Raw genomic sequence first — 19,463 nt, 5'->3', positions numbered from 1 at the left:
TAAGAGGCTAACAGTGGTGCTGGTGTGTCTCGTTCCTAGAGCGCACACAATGGCTGAATCGCCGGTAGCGTTGAAGTTGTTACTGCACCAACTTGCGGTGCGGGAGGGAGCGCAATATGTCTGAGTCAGAGCGTTCGGAGGGCCACGCCGAGAGCTTCTCGGCGGGCTTCTCGCAGCCCATGTCCAGCGATGATGCCGCCGAGTTGGAATCGCTGCGCCGTGAGGCCGCGGTTCTGCGTGAGCAGCTGGAGAATGCAGTAGGGCCTCAGAGCGGATTGCGCAGTGCCCGAGACGTGCACCAGCTGGAGGCGCGGATCGACTCGCTCGCCTCGCGCAACGCCAAGCTCATGGACACCCTGAAGGAAGCACGTCAGCAACTCCTCGCCCTGCGCGAGGAGGTCGACCGGCTGGGGCAGCCGCCCAGCGGGTACGGCGTGCTACTGGGTACCCATGAGGACGACACCGTCGACGTGTTCACCTCGGGCCGCAAGATGCGACTCACCTGCTCCCCGAACATCGAGACCGCGTTGCTCAAGCAGGGCCAGACGGTTCGGCTCAACGAGGCGCTCACAGTGGTCGAGGCCGGCAACTTCGAGGCGGTCGGCGAGATCAGCACGCTGCGCGAAATCCTGGCCGACGGCCACCGGGCACTGGTGGTCGGGCATGCCGACGAGGAGCGCATCGTCTGGCTGGCCGAGCCACTGGTCGCCGTCGAGGATCTGCCGGAGGATTCCGAAGCCGCTCTCGACGACGACCGTCCGCGCAAACTGCGGCCCGGCGATTCGCTGCTGGTCGACACCAAGGCCGGGTACGCCTTCGAGCGCATCCCCAAGGCCGAGGTCGAGGACTTGGTGCTCGAAGAGGTGCCCGACGTCAGCTACAACGACATCGGTGGATTGGGCCGCCAGATCGAGCAGATACGCGACGCCGTGGAGCTGCCCTTCCTGCACAAGGAGCTCTACCGCGAGTACTCACTGCGGCCGCCCAAGGGTGTGCTGCTCTACGGCCCGCCCGGTTGCGGTAAGACGCTGATCGCCAAGGCGGTGGCGAACTCGCTGGCCAAGAAGATGGCTGAGGTTCGTGGCGACGACGCCCGCGAGGCGAAGAGCTACTTCCTCAACATCAAGGGCCCCGAGCTGCTGAACAAGTTCGTCGGTGAGACCGAACGTCACATCCGGCTGATCTTCCAGCGGGCCCGTGAGAAGGCCTCCGAGGGCACCCCGGTGATCGTGTTCTTCGACGAGATGGACTCGATCTTCCGTACCCGCGGCACCGGTGTCAGCTCCGATGTCGAGACAACCGTTGTGCCGCAGCTGCTTTCGGAGATCGACGGCGTGGAGGGGCTGGAGAACGTCATCGTCATCGGCGCGTCCAACCGCGAGGACATGATCGACCCGGCGATCCTGCGGCCCGGCCGCCTGGACGTCAAGATCAAGATCGAGCGGCCCGACGCCGAGTCGGCACAGGACATCTTCTCGAAGTACCTGACCGAGGCTCTGCCGGTGCACGCCGACGATCTGGCCGAGTTCGGCGGTGACCGGACCCTGACGATCAAGACGATGATCGAAAAGGTCGTGGACCGGATGTACGCCGAGATCGACGACAACCGGTTCCTGGAGGTTACTTACGCGAACGGTGACAAGGAAGTCATGTACTTCAAGGACTTCAACTCCGGCGCCATGATCCAGAATGTCGTCGACCGGGCGAAGAAGAACGCGATCAAGGCCGTGCTGGAGACCGGGCAGCCCGGTTTGCGTATCCAGCACCTGCTGGATTCGATCGTCGACGAGTTCGCCGAGAACGAGGACCTGCCCAACACCACCAATCCTGATGACTGGGCGCGGATCTCGGGCAAGAAGGGCGAGCGGATCGTCTACATCCGCACCCTGGTCACCGGGAAGAGTTCGTCGGCCAGCCGCGCGATTGACACCGAATCGAACCTGGGGCAGTACCTGTAGGCCCTTGGTCGAATCGGCACCCGTCCGGGCGGCGTCGGTGGCAGCATGAAGCTGTGACCACACCGGCGCTGTCCTGGGACGTGGTGTCCGTCGACAAGCCCGACGACCTCAACGTCGTCATCGGGCAGGCGCACTTCATCAAGACGGCGGACGACCTGCACGAGGCGATGGTGGGAGTCAGCCCGTCGTTGCGGTTCGGGCTGGCTTTCTGCGAGGCATCGGGTCCGAGGTTGGTGCGCCGCAGCGGTAACGATCCCGACCTGGTCGAGTTGGCCGTTCGCAATGCGCTGGCGATCGGCGCAGGGCATGTTTTCGTCATCTTCCTGCGGGACGGGTTCCCGGTGAACGTCCTCAACCCGATCAAAGCGGTCCCCGAGGTCTGCTCGATCTACTGCGCCACTGCCAATCCGGTCGACATCGTGGTCGCCGTCACTCAACTTGGCCGCGGCATCGCGGGCGTGATCGACGGGCAGCCGCCGCTGGGCGTCGAATCCGACGATGACGTCACGGCCCGCCGGGATCTGTTGCGCGCGATCGGCTACAAGCTCTGACGCGTCAGGATTCCGCCGTGTGGGTGCGGTAGCGGTCGCGGGCCACCAGTGTGAGTCGCAGATCATCGAGCAGCGGGTCGAGGAACCGGGTCCGCTGCTCGGGGTCGGATACCGCCCGGGCGCTGAGGTACATGAACGTCAGCGCCGCCAGGAACATGGTGGTCTGGATCAGCGCCTGGGGTACCGGGAACGTCATTCCCAGCAGCTGGCCGTCGGGTGATCCATTACGGGTCCAGGCGGCCAGAAGCTCGGGACTGAGCACGATCAGTCCCAGGACGAAGAAGATCAGCGCGGTCACGATCGCCACGGTGAGCACCTGGACGATCTGCGAGAGCACGAGCGCAAACACCACGTTGAGCCGTTCCGGCTTCGACAGCCGGACCCGCCGTGGCCGGTCGGGCATGTCGGCGAACGGCGTACCGGAAAGACGCCCGTCGTCCTCGGGTTCCTTGGCGCCGGGCCGCAGAATCGGCCGCACCCGCTCCAGCGTGCTGGAGACCAGGAACACCGTGGCGACCGCGAAGAGGAACATCAAAGCCAGCCAGAGACGGGTGCGGCTCAAGGTGGATGCCATCAGCCAGACGTAGGTGTTGAAGAACACCAGCACGGTCAGCAGAACTACCGGCAGCGCCCGGACGAAGAGGCTGCCGACCGACGCCAGATTGGAGGTCGTGACTTGGGCTGCAAAACCCAGGATCGATCCGATTCCTGTTGCGGTGCAGACTAATACAGCCGCGATGACGAGCAGTTCGATGATCAGGTTCACGCCGTCCCGGGCAGTCAGTCCGCCGTAGAATCCGCTCACCACGATCACCAGGCAGGCCACCGCCGACGCCGCATCGGCCGCGCGTCCGGTCGGGAGTAGCGAGACCGCCCACCCGACCAGAGCGGCAGTCGGCAGCACCAGAAGCAGTACCGCCAGCACGAACCACTCGGTGCGCGTCGGGGTGCCGTCGATGGCGATGGTGTGCTTGCCGGTCAGGCCGACCACCAGCACCGAACTCAACATCACCCATGCGTAGGCGGCCAGAGCCGGCGCCGACCGCGCCCACACCGAACGGACCAGCGCTCCCGGGCGCAACACCGCGGGCAGCCCGTTGGCCAGGAACCAGCGTTCGGCCTCGATGCGGTCAGGGGATCGTGAACTCGCCACGGTTCCTCACCGCCACACCGGTGCCGCGACCAGCGTTGCGTTGCGCCTCACGAGGTTCGTCATCACGACTACTGCACCAAGCAATCACCGGTACGGCAAGCACCGGGCGTAGTTACCGGGGCAGCGTGTCGTGGCGCACCGCGCGCGGATGTCACGTGAGCGCCGAACTGACCTCCGCGGCGATCGCCCTCAGCTCGTCGAGTACGACGGCCACCGCGGGCCGCGCGGTCGCGCCCGAGCGGGTGACCGCCTCCACCCGCCGGGCCACCGAGATGTCGATGATCGGCAATCGCACCAACTTGCGCGCGAGCCTCACGTAGCGGGGCATCAGGGCAATGCCGGTGCCCGCGTGGACCAGCTCCTCGACCACGCGGAAGTCGTTGATCCGCTGGATTATTCGCGGCTGGACGCCGGACAGTATCGTGATCGAGTTCAGCACGTCGTCGACCATCAATCCGCCTTCGACACCGAGCCAGGGTTCGTCGGCCAGGTCGGCCAGCCGCACTTGAGCGCGGCCGGCGAGGCGATGCCCGGGCGGCAGGACGACATCCAGGGGCTCCCGCAACAGTTCGGTGGATTCGAATCGCGGACCCCACGAGGACGCGTCGCGTTCGTCGCGGTGAACTACCACGACGTCGAAGTCGGCGAGTTGGGCCGGTGCCCGGGACGCAGGCACGTCGATGTCACGCCCGAGCACCTGGACTCCGTGTTCGGCTGCCCGGATGATCAACGGGGCCAGCAACATTGCCGCCCCGGAGGGGAAGAAGGACACGCTGACCGTGCCGCGGGGTGTGCTGCGGTAGGCGTCCATCTCGGCCCGGGCGCAGTCCAGTGCCGCCAGCACGGCATCGGCGTGGCCGACCAGCACCTGTCCGGCATCGGTGAGGCGCACCCGCCTGCCGTCGGGTTCGATCAATGTCACACCGGCTTCGCGTTGCAGGATCTTCAGCTGCTGGGAGACGGCCGAGGGTGTCATGGACAGCACCTCAGCCACTGCGGCGACCGTGCCGTGGTCGGCGAGTTCACGCAACATCCGCAGGCGACCCGCATCCATGAAGTAATTCTACATATATAGTGAAAAAAGATTAGCTTGACTGCACTATTGGGTGGGCAACACGCTGGTGGGTATGGCCCAACGATCCACCGACCTCTGTCTGCTTGCCGTCGCTGTGGTGTGGGGATCGAGCTATCTGGCCACCAAAGAGATCGCCGCGCCCGACACGGTTTTCGCCCTTCTGGCGGTGCGGTTCGCCCTCGCCACAGTGGTGCTGGCCGCCGTCCTGTGCCGGCGGCTGACGGGATTGACCCGCGCCGAGGGGACTTCGGGTGTGGTCGGCGGGATCCTTCTGGCCGCGGTCTGTGTTGCCGAAACCTACGGCGTGACCATGACATCGGCATCGAATGCGGGACTGATCATGGCGTTGACCATCGTGGCCACACCCATGATCCAGCGCCATCGGGTGGCGCCCCGCTTCTATTCCGCGGCGGCGCTCGCGGTGGTCGGCTGCGTGTTGCTGACCCAGTCCGGCGGCCTGACCGCCCCGCGGGCGGGGGACATCGTGATCGTGATCGCCGCGCTACTGCGCGCGGTGCACGTCACCGTCATGGCGCGGATGTCAGAGAAAAGTGAGATCGACTCGGCCCGAACCACTTTGGTCCAGCTGGTCACCGTCGCCGGTGTGGCGCTCGCCCTCTGCGGGCCGTCCGGGCAATCCGTGGTGGCGACGACCGCGGCCTACGGGGTGGCGGACTGGGCCGTCATCGGGTATCTGGTGTTGGCCTGCACGGTGTTTGCCTTCCTGGTGCAGTTGCGGGCGCTGAACACAACCAGTCCGGCCCGGGTCAGCCTACTGGTGGGTACCGAACCGCTGTGGGCCGCCATCATCGGCATCGCCATGGCCGGCGATCGCGTCACCGGCGCCGGAATCGCCGGAGCCGCACTGGTGATCGCCGGAACCACCTGGGGGCGCATGGTGCTGACGCCGCCGGCGTCAGCGTCGCTCCAACTCCAGGTAGGCGTCTCGCCCGGCCAGGCTGACCGCGACGTCCGCGACCACGTTGACCTGTTCGGCGTGTGACAGCGGGGTGCGCCGCGGATGGTGCCCGTCTGGTTTCGGCAGCGGTCGAATCCTGGCTACGGATCGCGTGGTGTTGCCCGTACCGCGATACGGCTGGCTTGCTGGATGGGTTGATTCACGGAAACCCTCCGAGCATATTCGACCGCCTAATGGGGTTGAAACCCGGCCGCGATTATTAGATTTTGATTTGAATTTCTGGGCGCGGAGTTTCGGCGGATAAACCAGTGTATGGGGGCGTTCGGCATGCCGAGACAACTGTGGCGGCGGGATAGCTAGTGACTCCGAGGGTGGTACCCGCGCACCAATGTAACGATTGGATAACGGCGCTAACACTTTCCTGAGATTGACGATTGGCGGAGTTATTGCAGGTCAAGTGGGGTGATCGGAGACGAATTGTCGCTCCTCGGGCGGTGTCGGAGCTTGATCCGGGCAGAGCGGTGTGCTTACGTCGAGGGCACCGATGGCCTGAAACTGACGATGTTCGCTGAGAAGTTCGGTGGTGACTTTTAACTCGATATGCGTGTTTTAGAAAGCGTTCCGGGACGCCATTCCCGGGAAGAATTCCTGCGCCCTCCGCGGGGTACCGATGCGATTGGCATCCGCGGCCTTGTGGAAGCCACTGGGGTGCTCGATCTGAATTCCACCTACGCCTATCTGTTGCTGGCAACCGATTTTGCTGCCACGTCAATCGTGGCCGAACGTGACGGTGACCTGCACGGATTCATCACGGGTTACCACCCGCCGCCACGACCGGACGTCCTGTTTGTGTGGCAGGTCGCCGTGGCGCCGTCGGCGCAGGGCGGAGGGTTGGCCAGCACGATGCTCGACGCCCTCGTTCACCGGGTGCGGACGCAGCGCGGCGGGCGCCCGGTCACCGTGGAGGCCACGGTCTCACCCGGCAACACCGCCTCACGCGCATTCTTCGGTGCGTTCGCCCGCCGGCACGGTGTCCCGCTCGTCGAGGACCCACATTTCGGTTGCGATCTCCTCGACGCCGACGGAGCGCACGAGGACGAGCCGATTCTGCGGATGGGGCCCATCGCCACACCGCTTTCTCGCTGAAATCAGTTATCTGATAACCATTTTGAATTGATTGGAAGGATTATCCCTTGCTGCTCGCTACGACAGCGCCGTTGTCCGAATCTGACCTTCCCGACGTGTTCAGCTCGGTCGAGTCAGAGGTCCGTAGCTATTGCCGCGGCTGGCCCACCGTCATGAACAGCGCCGCTGGCTCCTGGGTGACCGACACCTCGGGGCGTACCTACATCGACTTCTTCGCCGGAGCGGGGGCGCTGAACTACGGCCACAACAACGCCGCTCTGAAGGAACCGTTGCTGGAATACCTTGTCTCCGACGGGATCGTGCACTCGCTGGACATGGCCACCGCGGCCAAACAACGGTTCCTGGAGAGCTTCGAGCGGCTGATCCTGCGGCCGCGCGGGCTCGACTACAAGGTGCAGTTCCCCGGGCCGACCGGGGCCAACTCGGTGGAGTCGGCCCTGAAACTGGCCAGGAAGGTCACCGGACGCGAGTCGGTTATCAGCTTTACCAACGCATTTCACGGCATGACACTGGGCGCGCTGTCGGTCACCGGCAACTCGATGAAGCGGGCCGGGGCAGGCATCCCGCTGGTGCACGCCACGCCGATGCCCTATGACAACTATTTCGGCGGGGTCACCGAGGACTTCCACTGGTTCGAGCGCGTGCTCGACGATTCGGGCAGCGGACTCAACCGGCCGGCCGCGGTGATCGTCGAAACCGTCCAGGGCGAAGGCGGTCTCAACGTCGCGCGGATCGAATGGCTGCAGGCCCTGGCCGAGTTGTGCCGCAAACGCGACATCCTGTTGATCGTCGACGATGTCCAGATGGGGTGTGGCCGCACCGGGCCGTTCTTCAGCTTCGAGGCCGCCGGCATCGTGCCCGATATCGTGACGATCTCGAAGTCGGTCAGTGGTTACGGCCTGCCGATGGCGCTCACACTGTTCCGCCGCGAGCTCGACATGTGGACGCCGGGGGAGCACAACGGCACCTTCCGCGGTCACAATCCGGCCTTCATCACCGCCACGGCCGCGATCGAGACATATTGGGAGAATGACCAATTCAGCGTCGACACCGCCGCCAAGGGTGAGCTGATCCGGGCGCGTCTGGAGGAGATCGCCGCTGCCCACGACGGGCTGAGCGCTCGTGGCCGCGGAATGGCCCAGGGGATCAAGTTCGACGAGCCTGACCTGGCCGGAAAGGTCTGCCGGGCCGCCTTCGACCGCGGTGCGCTGATGGAAACCAGCGGACCGTCCGACGAAGTGGTCAAACTGCTGCCGCCGCTGACCACTCTTCCGACCGAATTGTCCGAGGGACTCGACATTCTCGCCGAGTCCGTCGCAGTCACGCTGGCCTGAGGAGGCTTGAAACATGATTGTTCGCACCACAGCTGAGATCACCGGTACGGACCGTGACGTCGCCGACGGCAGCTGGCGATCCAAGCGCATCATCCTTGCCGGCGACGGTGTCGGTTTCTCGTTCCACGAGACCACCATCGAGGCGGGGTCGGTCAACGAGTTCCACTATCAGCATCACGTCGAGGCGGTCTGGGTGATCGAGGGGACCGGCACGCTGACGGATCTGGAGACCGGGCAGCAGTACCCGCTCGCTGACGGCAGCATGTATCTCCTCAACAACCATGACCGCCACCGCGTTACGTGCGACGAGCAGCTCCGGATGCTGTGCGTGTTCAACCCCCCGGTGACGGGGCGGGAGGTGCACGACGAGAACGGCGTATACCCGGCGCCGCAGTCGGTCGCATGACGGCACAGCGGACCGCCGAAGGCGTATCGCGTGGGAGCACGGTTGTCGAGGATCGCTACCCGACACGGCTCGAGCACGCGATCGAGCCGATACCGCGCCACGAGCCGGTGGTGTGGGGCACAGCGGCCGATGGGCCGCTGAGCCAGCATCATCTCGACGGCTTCTCCGAGTACGGCTACCTGGTCGCGCCCGAGACGGTGTCCGACGATTGGCTGCCGCTGCTGCGGCACGAAATCGACCGGGTGGCAGCGGATCTGGACAAGGACGACCCGCGGGTGATCCGTGAGCCGGGCGGCACGATCCGGTCGATCTTCGAACCGCATCTGCTGAGCGATCTGGTGGCCCAGGTGGTCCGGCTGGACACCGTGCTGCCGGTCGCTCAGCAGTTGCTCGGCGGCGACGTGTACATCCACCAGGCCAGGATCAACCTCATGCCCGGGTTCACCGGGACGGGGTTCTACTGGCATTCGGACTTCGAGACCTGGCACGCCGAGGACGGCATGCCGGCGATCCGCGCCGTCTCGTGTTCGATCGCCCTGACCGAGAATTTCCCCTACAACGGGTCGCTGATGGTGATCCCCGGATCGCATCAGACGTTCTATCCGTGCGTCGGCGCCACGCCCGAGGACAACCACGACACCTCACTGGTGGCGCAGAACGTCGGTGTGCCCGATCAGACGACGTTGACCAAGGCTGTCGACGCCCATGACATCCACCAGTTCACCGGCCCGCCCGGTACCGCACTGTGGTTCGACGCGAATCTGCTGCACGGCTCGGGATCCAACATCACCCCACTGCCGCGCTCGAACGTCTTCCTGGTGTTCAACTCGGTCGACAACGCGCTGACCGACCCGTTCGCCGCCCCGCGGCCGCGGCCCGAATACCTGGCGGCCCGCGGCACACAGGCCGTCACCTAGGCTGGCCACATGCAACGGATCATCGGAACAGAGGTCGAATACGGCATCTCATCGCCGTCCGATCCGACCGCCAATCCGATCCTGACCTCGACACAGGCGGTGCTGGCATACGCGGCTGCCGCCGGCATCCAGCGCGGGAAGCGCACCAGGTGGGATTACGAGGTCGAAAGCCCGCTGCGCGACGCCCGCGGGTTCGATCTGTCCCGGGCCTCCGGGCCGGCTCCGATCGTCGATGCCGACGAGGTCGGCGCGGCCAACATGATCCTCACCAACGGTGCCCGGCTGTATGTGGACCACGCCCACCCGGAGTACTCGGCGCCTGAGTGCACCGATCCGATGGACGCGGTGATCTGGGACAAGGCCGGTGAACGTGTGATGGAGGCCGCGGCCCGCCACGTGGCGAGCGTGCCCGGGGCGGTCAAGCTGCAGCTCTACAAGAACAACGTGGACGGCAAGGGCGCGTCCTACGGGTCGCACGAGAACTACCTGATGAGCCGTCAGACACCGTTCTCCGCGGTGATCGCAGGGTTCACGCCGTTCCTGGTGTCCCGGCAGGTGGTGACCGGCTCGGGCCGGGTCGGCATCGGTCCGTCGGGTGACGATCCCGGCTTCCAGCTGTCCCAGCGGGCCGACTACATCGAGGTCGAGGTCGGCCTGGAGACCACGCTCAAGCGCGGCATCATCAACACCCGCGACGAGCCGCACGCCGACGCCGACAAGTACCGGCGGCTGCACGTCATCATCGGCGATGCCAACCTGGCCGAGACGTCGACCTACCTCAAGGTCGGGACGAGCTCGCTGGTGCTCGATCTGATCGAGGAGGGCCCGCAGTACGGGCTGGACCTGTCCGATCTCGCGCTGGCCCGACCGGTGCACGCGGTGCACGTGATCAGCCGCGATCCGTCGCTGCGGGCCACCGTTGCGCTGGCCGACGGCCGTGAGATGACCGCCCTGGCGATGCAACGGGTCTATCTGGACCGGGTGGCCAAACTGGTCGACATCAGGGACCCCGACCCACGAGCCTCCCACGTCGTCGAGACCTGGGCCCATGTGTTGGACCTGCTGGAACGCGATCCGATGGAATGCGCCGAGATCCTGGACTGGCCGGCCAAGCTGCGGTTGCTGGAGGGGTTCCGTCAGCGCGAGAACCTCAGCTGGCAGGCGCCGCGGCTTCACCTGGTCGACCTGCAGTACTCCGACGTCCGGCTGGACAAGGGCCTGTACAACCGGCTGGTGGCACGCGGTTCGATGAAGCGCCTGGTCACCGAACAGCAGGTGATCGACGCGGTCGACAACCCGCCGACCGACACCCGCGCGTACTTCCGTGGCGAATGCCTTCGCCGGTTCGGTTCCGACATCGCCGCGGCCAGCTGGGACTCGGTGATCTTCGATCTCGGCGGCGATTCGCTCGTCCGGATTCCGACGCTGGAGCCGTTGCGCGGCAGCAAAGCGCACGTCGGCGCCCTGCTGGACTCTGTGGACAGCGCCGCCGAACTCGTCGAGCAACTCACGAACTGACCGTTTCCGGCGGTGAGCTATCCCGGGCAATCCGGGTGCCGACCGGTACTGTGGAAGGACCGGTTGGGCGGTTAGCCCAGCCGATGACAATTGCAGGAGGCAGCGATGGCTCAAGAGCAGACCAAGCGTGGCGGTGGCGGCGGCGAGGATGACGACCTCCCGGGTGCATCTGCCGCCGGCCAGGAGCGTCGCGAGAAGCTGGCCGAGGAGACCGACGATCTGCTCGATGAGATCGACGACGTGCTGGAAGAGAACGCAGAAGACTTCGTGCGCGCGTACGTCCAAAAGGGCGGCCAGTGACCTGGCACGAAAATCTGTCTTCGTCTTTGCCCAAGCCCCATACCGGTATCCCTTCTGTAGCCATGGACCTGTCGTCGTTCTCTGAACTGCTGCGTCGTCAGGCTCCCGAACTGTTGCCGGTCAACCGTGTCGCCGATGGCGCCATCAACCCGACCAACGCGGTGCCGCACGGGACGACCATCGTCGCGATCAAGTACCCCGGCGGGGTGCTGATCGCGGGTGACCGCCGCTCCACCCAGGGCAACATGATTGCCGGGCGCGACGTGCAGAAGGTGTACATCACCGACGACTACACGGCGACCGGCATCGCGGGTACCGCGGCCATCGCCGTCGAGTTCGCCCGCCTCTATGCCGTGGAACTGGAGCACTACGAGAAGCTCGAAGGCGTCGCCCTGACCTTCCGCGGGAAGGTCAACCGGCTGGCCATCATGGTGCGTGGCAATCTCGGTGCGGCACTGCAGGGTTTCGTGGCGCTCCCACTCCTGGTGGGTTACGACGTCGATGCCGCCGATGCCGAGAAAGCGGGCCGCATCGTGTCCTTTGATGCCGCGGGCGGCTGGAACATCGAGGAAGAGGGCTACCAGTCGGTGGGCTCCGGCTCGATCTTCGCCAAGTCGTCGATCAAGAAGCTCTACCCGCACGTGGTGGATGCGGATTCGGCACTGCAGGTGGCCATCGAGTCGCTCTACGACGCGGCCGACGACGACTCCGCCACCGGTGGGCCCGACCTGGTTCGTGGCATCTATCCGACCGCGGTGACCATCGGTGCCGAGGGGGCGGCGGAGATCGCCGAGGAACGCATCGCCGAGCTGGCTCGCGAGGTCATCGCGCGCCGGACCCGGACGGGCGGTGAGGGGTAAATGAGTTTCCCGTATTTCATCTCGCCTGAGCAGGCGATGCGTGAGCGCTCCGAACTGGCGCGCAAGGGCATCGCCCGAGGTCGCAGCGTTGTGACGCTGGCCTACGACAGCGGCGTGCTGTTCGTGGCGGAGAACCCGTCGCGGTCGCTGCAGAAGGTCAGCGAGCTCTACGACCGGGTCGGTTTCGCCGCCGTGGGCCGGTTCAACGAGTTCGACAACCTGCGGCGCGGCGGTATCCAGTTCGCAGACACCCGCGGCTACGCCTACGACCGTCGAGACGTGACCGGCCGGCAGCTGGCCAATGTCTACGCGCAGACACTCGGCACGATCTTCACCGAGCAGGCCAAGCCGTACGAGGTCGAGCTGTGCGTCGCCGAGGTGGCGCACTACGGCGAGACGAAGTCGCCTGAGCTGTACCGCATCACCTATGACGGGTCGATCGCCGACGAGCCGCACTTCGTCGTGATGGGCGGTACCACCGAGCCGATCATCACCGCGCTGAACAACTCGTACGCGGAGAACGCCGATCTGGCCGCAGCGGTCAAGATCGCCGTCGAAGCGCTGAGCGCGAGCGGCAACGGTTCCGAGCCGCGCGCGCTGGGCCCGGCCACCCTCGAGGTGGCGGTCCTGGACGCCAACCGTCCTCGCCGGGCGTTCCGCCGGATCACCGGGGCAGCGCTGGAAGCCCTTCTGCCCGAAGCGAAGCCGGCCGAAGAGTCGTCGGAAAAGCCGAAGAAGTCAGCAAAGTAGGTGTGCGGGCCGTCATCCCAGGGCGAACCGTAGTTTCGCGACTGCGGTCTGGTTCCACACGCCGGCGGTGATCTCGTGAGGCCTTACGGCATAGGTTTCACCGCGGTGGTCGAGGACCGTCACTGCGATGCGGGACAGCACGTCGTAGCCGGCGTCGTCGTACTGCAGAGCTCCGGTGCCGGACTCGATCCGGCCGAGCACGTCGACGGTGAAGTTGTACACGAGCGTGTCCACCGCCCCGGCCGCCGCGGCGCGGGCGATGTCGCCCAGGTCGGTGGCCACCAGCCCCTTGCTGACGTCGTTGCCGAGCTCCTCGACCCACGCGTTGGCCTGTTCGGCATTCAGGGCGGGCAGCGACTCGCGGATGGCACCGTCGATCTGATCGGGCCGCAGCTCGTCGGCAGCACCGGGCACCGCCACGATCCGGCGTTTGTGGTCGAGCCCGCGGTACATATCGAGCAGCGGGTCGGTCGCGAACAGGTACAGCGGCCGGTTCGATGACGGATCGAGCTGACCCAGTTCGGCGTCCACCGCCTCGGCGACCCGCTTGGCGTACTTCTCGAGCAACACCTTCTTGCCTTCGTCGCCGACCAGGCGGCGTACATGGCCCCGGTCCCGCACGGTGGCGCGATGGGTCGCGTCGGCAACGTCGGCCGCGTACTCGCCGGTGAGCTCCAACTCGTTGGCCCGCGTGCTCGCGGTGGCCTGCCACAGGTTCCAGCCGTCGGCCGACAGGGTCAGGGCGTAGGCCTCCTGCGGCGTGGTGACTGCCCGCACCAGCTGGCCGATGTCGAAATAACTGCCCACCTGCGATTGGCTCTCCAGAGCGTTGGGCAGCACGTAGACCTCGTGGAAGTCGTCGGCGATGAAGATGGCCACCGATCCGGAAAGGCTCAGCCACAGGTCCGATTCGGCGATCTCGGTCCAGCGCGACCGCAACTGTTCCTCGACGGCATGCCGTGCCCCGGACTCGCGGATCGTGCGCAGGGCCCGGTCGACTGCGCTCTTCGCGGTCAGCAGGCTCTTTTCCCGCTCGTCGGGTCCCGGTGCGGTTTCCGCGTACACCGTGATGGCGTGCTCATGAGGCTCGCCAAGGCGGATCAGGTCGGCAACATCGGGCAGTTCGTAGCGGGTCATCACCACTCCTTCGTGCGGACTGTGCTGCCAACCTTATGCCGGTGATCGCTGCTGACCAGGGTAAAAAGTCCCAGAAGGTGGCATCGCGCAGCGCGTCGACCGCGGCCTCAATCCCGGTCGGCGTCTGCTTTCACAACCGTCAGTCCGCTCAGCAGTACCGCGATGCCGAATTCGAAGGCGTCGTCGGCGCGGGCGGGCTTGGCGCTGCCGCTGGCCAGGGCGGCGGTCAGTTCCGGGCCCACCTCGGCGCCGGTGCTCCAGGGTTCGTCGGGAGCGGCGACATCCAGGGCCGAGCCCAGCACGAATGAGTCGATCAGGGTGATGGCGCGCAGCGTGTCGGCCGGGTCGAACCCGGCGCGGCTGAAGGTGAGGGCCAGGGTGTTGTACATGGTCAGGGCATGTTCGCTGTTCACCGCGTGTGCGGTGAGCAGCGGGATGAGTCGCGGATAGCGGGCGTAGCTCTGCCGGTAGGACCGCATGATGTCGGCGACCACCTCGGTCCAGGGGCGGGCCGGGTCGTCGTCGGGGAGGGTGACTTCGGACATGGCCCGCTCACGTAGCAGTTCGACGATCTGTTCGCGTCCGGCGACGTGGTTGTAGAGCGAGGACGGCCGGACCTTCAGCGCCCGGGCGAGTCGGGGGACGCTGAATCCGCCGGTTGAGTTCACCAAATCCATTGCCGCACTGGTGATGCGGTCGGGGGAGAGCAGCGGTACCGGCGGGCGTCCCATGGCACATTTCTACTACCTCTTTACAACCGCTGTAAGCGGGGTCACAATAAAACGAACACCATTCGTTTTAGGAGTCGACCGATGATCACCCTGACCGCCACCGCGCCCGAGTCGCTGTCCCGAAGCGCCGAGTCGACGCGCCCTCCGCTGCGGGTGGGGCTGGTGCAGCATCGGTGGCGGCCCGACGCGACGGAGCTGGTCAGGGTGCTACGGGACGGTATCGATCGGGCGGCCGGCGCCGGTGCCGCGCTGGTCTGCCTGCCGGAGATCACCCTGCTGCGATACCCCGCGGACACCCCGGCCGGACAGAATCCCGGCGAGTCCGCCGAGGATCTCACCGGAGGCCCGACCTTTGCCCTCGCCGCCGAGGCCGCCCGCGCGAACGGCGTCTTCGTGCATGCTTCGCTGTACCAAAAAGCACCGGCCGAAGACGGATTGGGCTTCAATACGGCGATCCTGGTGACCCCGTCGGGGGAGTTGGCCGGATATACCCGCAAGCTGCACATCCCGATCTCGGCCGGCTACTACGAAGACACCTATTTCCGTCCGGGTCCGGGGCCGTCCGCCGACGGTGACCCCTATCCCGTGTACAACCCAGAGGGCCTGGGTGCCCGTGTCGGCCTGCCGACCTGCTGGGACGAGTGGTTCCCCGAAGTGGCGCGCAGCTACTCACTCGGCGGCGCCGAGATCGTGGTCTACCCGACGGCGATCGGTTCGGAGCCGGTGTTCCCGGCCTTCGACACCCAGCCGCTGTGGCAGCACGTGATCGTCGCCAACGGCATCAGCAGCGGGCTGTTCATGGTGGTGCCCAACCGGATCGGTGACGAGGGCAAGGTCACCTTCTACGGTTCGTCGTTCATCTCCGACCCGTTCGGCCGGGTGCTGGTGCAGGCACCTCGCGACGAAGAAGCCGTGCTGGTCGCCGACCTGGATCTGGATCAGCGCCGGGACTGGCTGGAGCTGTTCCCGTTTCTGCTCACCCGGCGGCCCGACACCTATGCCGCGCTGACCGCGCCGGTCGATGTGGCGCACCCGTACGGAGCCGGCCACGCAGCCACGGCAGTGGTGAAATGACCACTCACCGGATGCCGGCGGAGAGTGCACCTCAGGATCGCGTGTGGATGGCCTTCCCGTCCGCCGGCTATTCGCTGGGCGACTCCGAAGCCGAACACCACGAAGCGCGCACCACCTGGGCGGCGGTGGCGCACGCGGTGTTGGAGTTCGAGCCCGTGACAATGGTGGTGGATCCCGCCGAAATGGCCGCGGCCCGACGCTATCTATCCGCAGCTGTCGACATCGTCGAGGCTCCGTTGAACGACGCGTGGATGCGCGACATCGGCCCCACCTTCGTGCACGCCGAGGACGGTTCGGTGGCCGCGGTGGACTGGGTGTTCAACGGCTGGGGCGCACAGGATTGGGCACGCTGGGATCGTGACTCGAAAATCGCTGCGGCCGTGGCTGATTGGTCCGGAGTGCCGGTGGTCGACTCGAATCTGGTGAACGAAGGGGGCGGCATCCAGGTCGACGGGCTGGGAACCGTCCTGGTCACCGAGACCGTGCAACTGGACCCCGGTCGCAACCCCGGCGCCACCAAGGCGGACGTCGAGGCCGAGCTGGCCCGAACCATCGGTGCCGATCACGCGGTGTGGCTGCCGCGCGGGTTGACCCGTGACTCGCAGCGCTTCGGCACTCGCGGCCATGTCGACATCGTGGCCGCGATAACGTCGCCCGGCCGGCTGCTGCTGCATGCGCAGGGCGCCGAGGAGCATCCGGATCACGTGGTGTGCAAGGAAATCCGCGCATCGATCGAGCAGTCCCACGACAGCACAGGACGGCCGTGGGAGATCGTGGAGCTACCGGCGCCGGACCAGTTGACCGACGCCGACGGCTTCGTCGACTACAGCTACATCAACCACCTGGTGGTCAACGGCGGGGTGATCGCCTGTGCCTTCGGTGATCCGCGGGACGCCGACGCGGCGGCGATCCTCGCCGAACAGTATCCGGGCCGCCGTGTGCTCAGCGTCGATGCCCGCCCGCTATTCGAGCGCGGCGGCGGCATTCATTGCATCACCCAACATCAGCCTGCCGCTCTCCAGCGGTGATCAGCCGGCCGATCGCCGCGCTCACCCGGGCGCGGTTGCCGGTCCCGTTGCGCAGCACCCAGGACGTCAGGTGCTCGACCAGCTCGCGTACCTGCAGCAACGCCTGGATGCGCTGCCCCTCATCGCTGCTGCCGGCCAGTTCCGCCGCCCACAGCGCGTCCAGATCGAGGATGTCGCGCACCGTGGCGTAGGCCTGCGCCACCTGCGGCGTGGTCACCGCCAACCGCTCCTGCATGCGGTAGATGGTGCCGGGGCCGACCCGGTTGATCAGCTCGCCGGCCACCGAGGTCGCGACGATCTCACGGCGCAACGGATGGCGGCTGATCTCGGCGCGGGCATGCTGGGCGATCCCAGCGGGGAAGTAGTCCCCGAGGCGGTGCGCGAACACCTCCTGGTCCGGAATGTCGGAGGCAAGCAACTCCTGTGCCACCAGATTCTTGGATTGGGCCAGCAGCACCGCGATCTCAGGTCGGGTGAGTCCCAGTCCCATGGTGCGACGGCGTGCCAGTTCCGGCCCGGCAGGCAGCCCCTCGACTTGGGGGTCGACGCCCGCTTCGTCCCGCAGATTGCCGATCAACCTGATGTGCCGGTCCAGCAGCGAATCGGCTTCGGCGGCGGCCATGCTGATTGCCAGGATCGCCTCGGCGTTGTCGGCCAGCACCCGCGCGGCGACGTCCTCGGTGGCGTCGGAGAGCAGCGTATTGCGTTGTGCAGTATCGATGTTGCCGGAATCCAGGGCGATTTTGATGTTGACCTCGAGGTCTGAGGTCGCGACACCGGCCGCGTTGTCGATGAAGTCGGCGTTGACCCGGCCACCGTTCAGGGCGAATCCGATCCGCGCCTGCTGGGTGAGTCCGAGGTTGCCGCCTTCGCCGATCACCTTGCAGCGCAGCTGCGATGCCGTCACCCGAACGCGGTCGTTTGCCTTGTCCCGGGCGTCGGAGTCGGATTCCCCGTCGGACCTGACGTATGTGCCGACGCCGCCGTTCCACAGCAGGTCGACTGGGGCGCGCAGCACCGCCGAGATCAAGTCGTCCGGGGTGCACTCGGCCGCTTCGATGCCCAGCGCGGTCCGTGCCTGCGGTGACAGCGGTATCGACTTGGCAGTGCGGGGCCACACCCCACCACCGGCCGAGATCAGCGTCGAGTCGTAGTCCTGCCAGCTCGATGCGGGCAGACCGAACAGCCGTGTGCGCTCGTTGAAGGACACCTTGGGGTCCGGGTCGGGATCGACGAAGATGTGCCGATGGTCGAACGCCGCGACGAGTTTGATGTTGTGGGACAGCAACATTCCGTTGCCGAACACGTCACCGGACATGTCGCCGATACCGGCGACTGTGAACGGATCGACATCGAGGTCGTGGCCGGCTTCGGCGAAATGCCGCCGTACCGAGAGCCACGCACCGCGTGCGGTGATGCCCATCGCTTTGTGGTCGTAGCCGGCCGAACCGCCCGAGGCGAAAGCATCTCCGAGCCAGAAGCCGTACTCGGCGGCAATGGAATTGGCCAGGTCGGAGAACTTCGCGGTGCCCTTGTCGGCAGCGACGACCAGGTAGGCGTCCGTGCCGTCGGGGCACACCGTCCGGTCCGGATGACGGACCGCACCATCGACGATGTTGTCGGTGACGTCGAGCAGCCCGCGGATGAATGTGCGGTAGCCGTCGGCGGGGGCGATATCGGCGTTGCGGAGCACGAACGCGCCTTTGGCGCCGGCCGGCACGATGGGGGCGTTCTTCACGGCCTGCGTCTTCATCAGGCCGAGCACCTCGGTGCGGAAGTCCTCAGGGCGATTCGACCAGCGCAGCCCACCTCGGGCGATGGCGCCGCTGCGCAGGTGTATGCCCTCGACGGTGTCGGAGCACACGTAGATTTCGCGGTAGGGGACCACCGGGCCGGTGTCGGCCAGCTGGGCCGAATCGATCTTGAAGGACAGGTAGTCCTTGGCCTGGCCATCTGGTCCGAGCTGGAACCAGTTGGTACGCAAGGTCGCCCGCACGAAGCTGTGCAGCGTGCGGCGAATACGCTCGTCGTCGAGCGAGGTCGCGGCGTCCACCAGGGCCGCCACGTCGAGATCTGCTTGGGCGGCGTCGGCGCGGTCGGTGCGGTCGGTGCGGTCGGGGTTGAAGCGGGCATCGAACAGCACCAGCAGCGCGTTGACGAAATCCGGTGCGGCGACCAGCGAGTCGATGATGTAGTCGGACGAGAAACCCAACCCGGTCTGCCGGATGAATCGGGTGGCCGCCCGGATCAGAACTACCCGGCGCCAATCGATTCCGGCTGACGGAATGAGCGCGGCGTATCGGTCGACCTGCCAGCGTCCGGCGATCGCGGCTTCGTAGGCCCGTGCGATCAGATCGAGCGTGGATGTCGGCAGGTCGAGACCGCCGAATTCGTAGTGGTGTCCGGCGTCGCTGGCCCGATAGGAGGCGACACGCAAGCCGAAGTGTTCGAACATGGCGCAGACCTCGGCGAGCAGCGGCGGGGATCCGGTCCACTGCACCTCGGCGTGGGTGCCGGCTTCGTCGGCGGCAAAAGACACTCGGGCAGAAGGGTTTTCCACAGGCCGAGTCTCGGCCATGGCGGGCCGAACGGCCATCGACATACTG

General features: G+C 66.2%; 18 protein-coding genes. 13 read left to right on the top strand and 5 right to left on the bottom strand.

Annotated elements, in window-relative coordinates; genetic code table 11:
* Nucleotides 1–116: 116 nt before the first annotated feature.
* Nucleotides 117–1,958: a proteasome ATPase gene (gene arc, locus ACWEFV_RS14200; protein ID WP_135455600.1), complete on the top strand. Its 1,842-nt coding sequence runs from the start codon at nucleotides 117–119 to the stop codon at nucleotides 1,956–1,958.
* Between the two features lie 53 nt (nucleotides 1,959–2,011).
* Nucleotides 2,012–2,509: an adenosine-specific kinase gene (locus ACWEFV_RS14195; RefSeq protein ID WP_450070615.1), complete on the top strand. Its 498-nt coding sequence runs from the start codon at nucleotides 2,012–2,014 to the stop codon at nucleotides 2,507–2,509.
* A gap of 4 nt (nucleotides 2,510–2,513) precedes the next feature.
* On the opposite strand, the gene ACWEFV_RS14190 is transcribed toward ACWEFV_RS14195, so the two are convergent.
* Together ACWEFV_RS14190 and ACWEFV_RS14185 are read right to left on the bottom strand one after the other, a co-directional pair.
* A complete protein-coding gene (locus tag ACWEFV_RS14190) occupies nucleotides 2,514–3,662 on the bottom strand; it encodes a hypothetical protein (protein WP_450070614.1) in 1,149 nt (382 codons plus the stop codon).
* A gap of 151 nt (nucleotides 3,663–3,813) precedes the next feature.
* Complete coding sequence (locus ACWEFV_RS14185) at nucleotides 3,814–4,716, bottom strand: LysR family transcriptional regulator (RefSeq protein WP_450070613.1); 903 nt, start codon at nucleotides 4,714–4,716, stop codon at nucleotides 3,814–3,816.
* Nucleotides 4,717–4,789: 73 nt separating this feature from the next.
* Here ACWEFV_RS14185 and ACWEFV_RS14180 point away from each other — a divergent pair, with 73 nt between their 5' ends.
* The 9 genes from ACWEFV_RS14180 (at nucleotide 4,790) to prcA (ending at nucleotide 12,887) form a co-directional block, all read left to right on the top strand.
* On the top strand, nucleotides 4,790–5,740 hold the full coding sequence (locus ACWEFV_RS14180; protein WP_450070612.1) for a DMT family transporter: 951 nt from the start codon (nucleotides 4,790–4,792) through the stop codon (nucleotides 5,738–5,740).
* A gap of 516 nt (nucleotides 5,741–6,256) precedes the next feature.
* On the top strand, nucleotides 6,257–6,802 hold the full coding sequence (ectA, locus tag ACWEFV_RS14175) for a diaminobutyrate acetyltransferase (RefSeq protein WP_135455587.1): 546 nt from the start codon (nucleotides 6,257–6,259) through the stop codon (nucleotides 6,800–6,802).
* Nucleotides 6,803–6,849: 47 nt separating this feature from the next.
* Complete coding sequence (gene ectB / locus ACWEFV_RS14170; RefSeq protein WP_135455584.1) at nucleotides 6,850–8,136, top strand: diaminobutyrate--2-oxoglutarate transaminase; 1,287 nt, start codon at nucleotides 6,850–6,852, stop codon at nucleotides 8,134–8,136.
* A gap of 13 nt (nucleotides 8,137–8,149) precedes the next feature.
* The gene (locus tag ACWEFV_RS14165; RefSeq protein WP_450070611.1) at nucleotides 8,150–8,542 is read left to right on the top strand and encodes an ectoine synthase; all 393 of its coding nucleotides are present in this window, start codon (nucleotides 8,150–8,152) and stop codon (nucleotides 8,540–8,542) included.
* The gene (gene thpD, locus ACWEFV_RS14160) at nucleotides 8,539–9,459 is read left to right on the top strand and encodes an ectoine hydroxylase (protein WP_450070610.1); all 921 of its coding nucleotides are present in this window, start codon (nucleotides 8,539–8,541) and stop codon (nucleotides 9,457–9,459) included. The genes ACWEFV_RS14165 and thpD overlap by 4 nt, the downstream gene beginning before the upstream one ends.
* Before the next feature lie 9 nt (nucleotides 9,460–9,468).
* Nucleotides 9,469–10,977, top strand: coding sequence for a depupylase/deamidase Dop (gene dop, locus ACWEFV_RS14155; RefSeq protein WP_135455580.1), 1,509 nt, complete (start codon nucleotides 9,469–9,471; stop codon nucleotides 10,975–10,977).
* A gap of 105 nt (nucleotides 10,978–11,082) precedes the next feature.
* Nucleotides 11,083–11,277: a ubiquitin-like protein Pup gene (locus ACWEFV_RS14150; RefSeq protein ID WP_003880265.1), complete on the top strand. Its 195-nt coding sequence runs from the start codon at nucleotides 11,083–11,085 to the stop codon at nucleotides 11,275–11,277.
* Between the two features lie 62 nt (nucleotides 11,278–11,339).
* A complete protein-coding gene (gene prcB / locus ACWEFV_RS14145) occupies nucleotides 11,340–12,137 on the top strand; it encodes a proteasome subunit beta (protein ID WP_450070609.1) in 798 nt (265 codons plus the stop codon).
* On the top strand, nucleotides 12,138–12,887 hold the full coding sequence (gene prcA, locus ACWEFV_RS14140) for a proteasome subunit alpha (RefSeq protein ID WP_450070608.1): 750 nt from the start codon (nucleotides 12,138–12,140) through the stop codon (nucleotides 12,885–12,887).
* A 12-nt stretch (nucleotides 12,888–12,899) separates the two neighbouring features.
* Here prcA and ACWEFV_RS14135 read toward each other — a convergent pair whose 3' ends face one another.
* Together ACWEFV_RS14135 and ACWEFV_RS14130 are read right to left on the bottom strand one after the other, a co-directional pair.
* Entirely contained in the window at nucleotides 12,900–14,024 is a 1,125-nt protein-coding gene (locus ACWEFV_RS14135) for a baeRF11 domain-containing protein (RefSeq protein WP_450070607.1), read from the bottom strand.
* 107 nt (nucleotides 14,025–14,131) lie between these two features.
* Complete coding sequence (locus ACWEFV_RS14130; protein WP_450070606.1) at nucleotides 14,132–14,755, bottom strand: TetR/AcrR family transcriptional regulator C-terminal domain-containing protein; 624 nt, start codon at nucleotides 14,753–14,755, stop codon at nucleotides 14,132–14,134.
* Between the two features lie 81 nt (nucleotides 14,756–14,836).
* Here ACWEFV_RS14130 and ACWEFV_RS14125 point away from each other — a divergent pair, with 81 nt between their 5' ends.
* Together ACWEFV_RS14125 and ACWEFV_RS14120 are read left to right on the top strand one after the other, a co-directional pair.
* Entirely contained in the window at nucleotides 14,837–15,829 is a 993-nt protein-coding gene (locus ACWEFV_RS14125) for a nitrilase-related carbon-nitrogen hydrolase (protein ID WP_450070605.1), read from the top strand.
* Entirely contained in the window at nucleotides 15,826–16,857 is a 1,032-nt protein-coding gene (locus ACWEFV_RS14120) for an agmatine deiminase family protein (RefSeq protein WP_450070604.1), read from the top strand. Before ACWEFV_RS14125 ends, ACWEFV_RS14120 begins: the two co-directional genes overlap by 4 nt.
* Here ACWEFV_RS14120 and ACWEFV_RS14115 read toward each other — a convergent pair.
* A complete protein-coding gene (locus tag ACWEFV_RS14115; RefSeq protein ID WP_450070603.1) occupies nucleotides 16,823–19,417 on the bottom strand; it encodes an NAD-glutamate dehydrogenase domain-containing protein in 2,595 nt (864 codons plus the stop codon). The genes ACWEFV_RS14120 and ACWEFV_RS14115 overlap by 35 nt on opposite strands.
* Nucleotides 19,418–19,463 lie beyond the last annotated feature (46 nt).

The organism is Mycobacterium sp. NPDC004974, from assembly GCF_053600815.1.
This window is presented reverse-complemented; position numbering and strand designations above follow the sequence as displayed.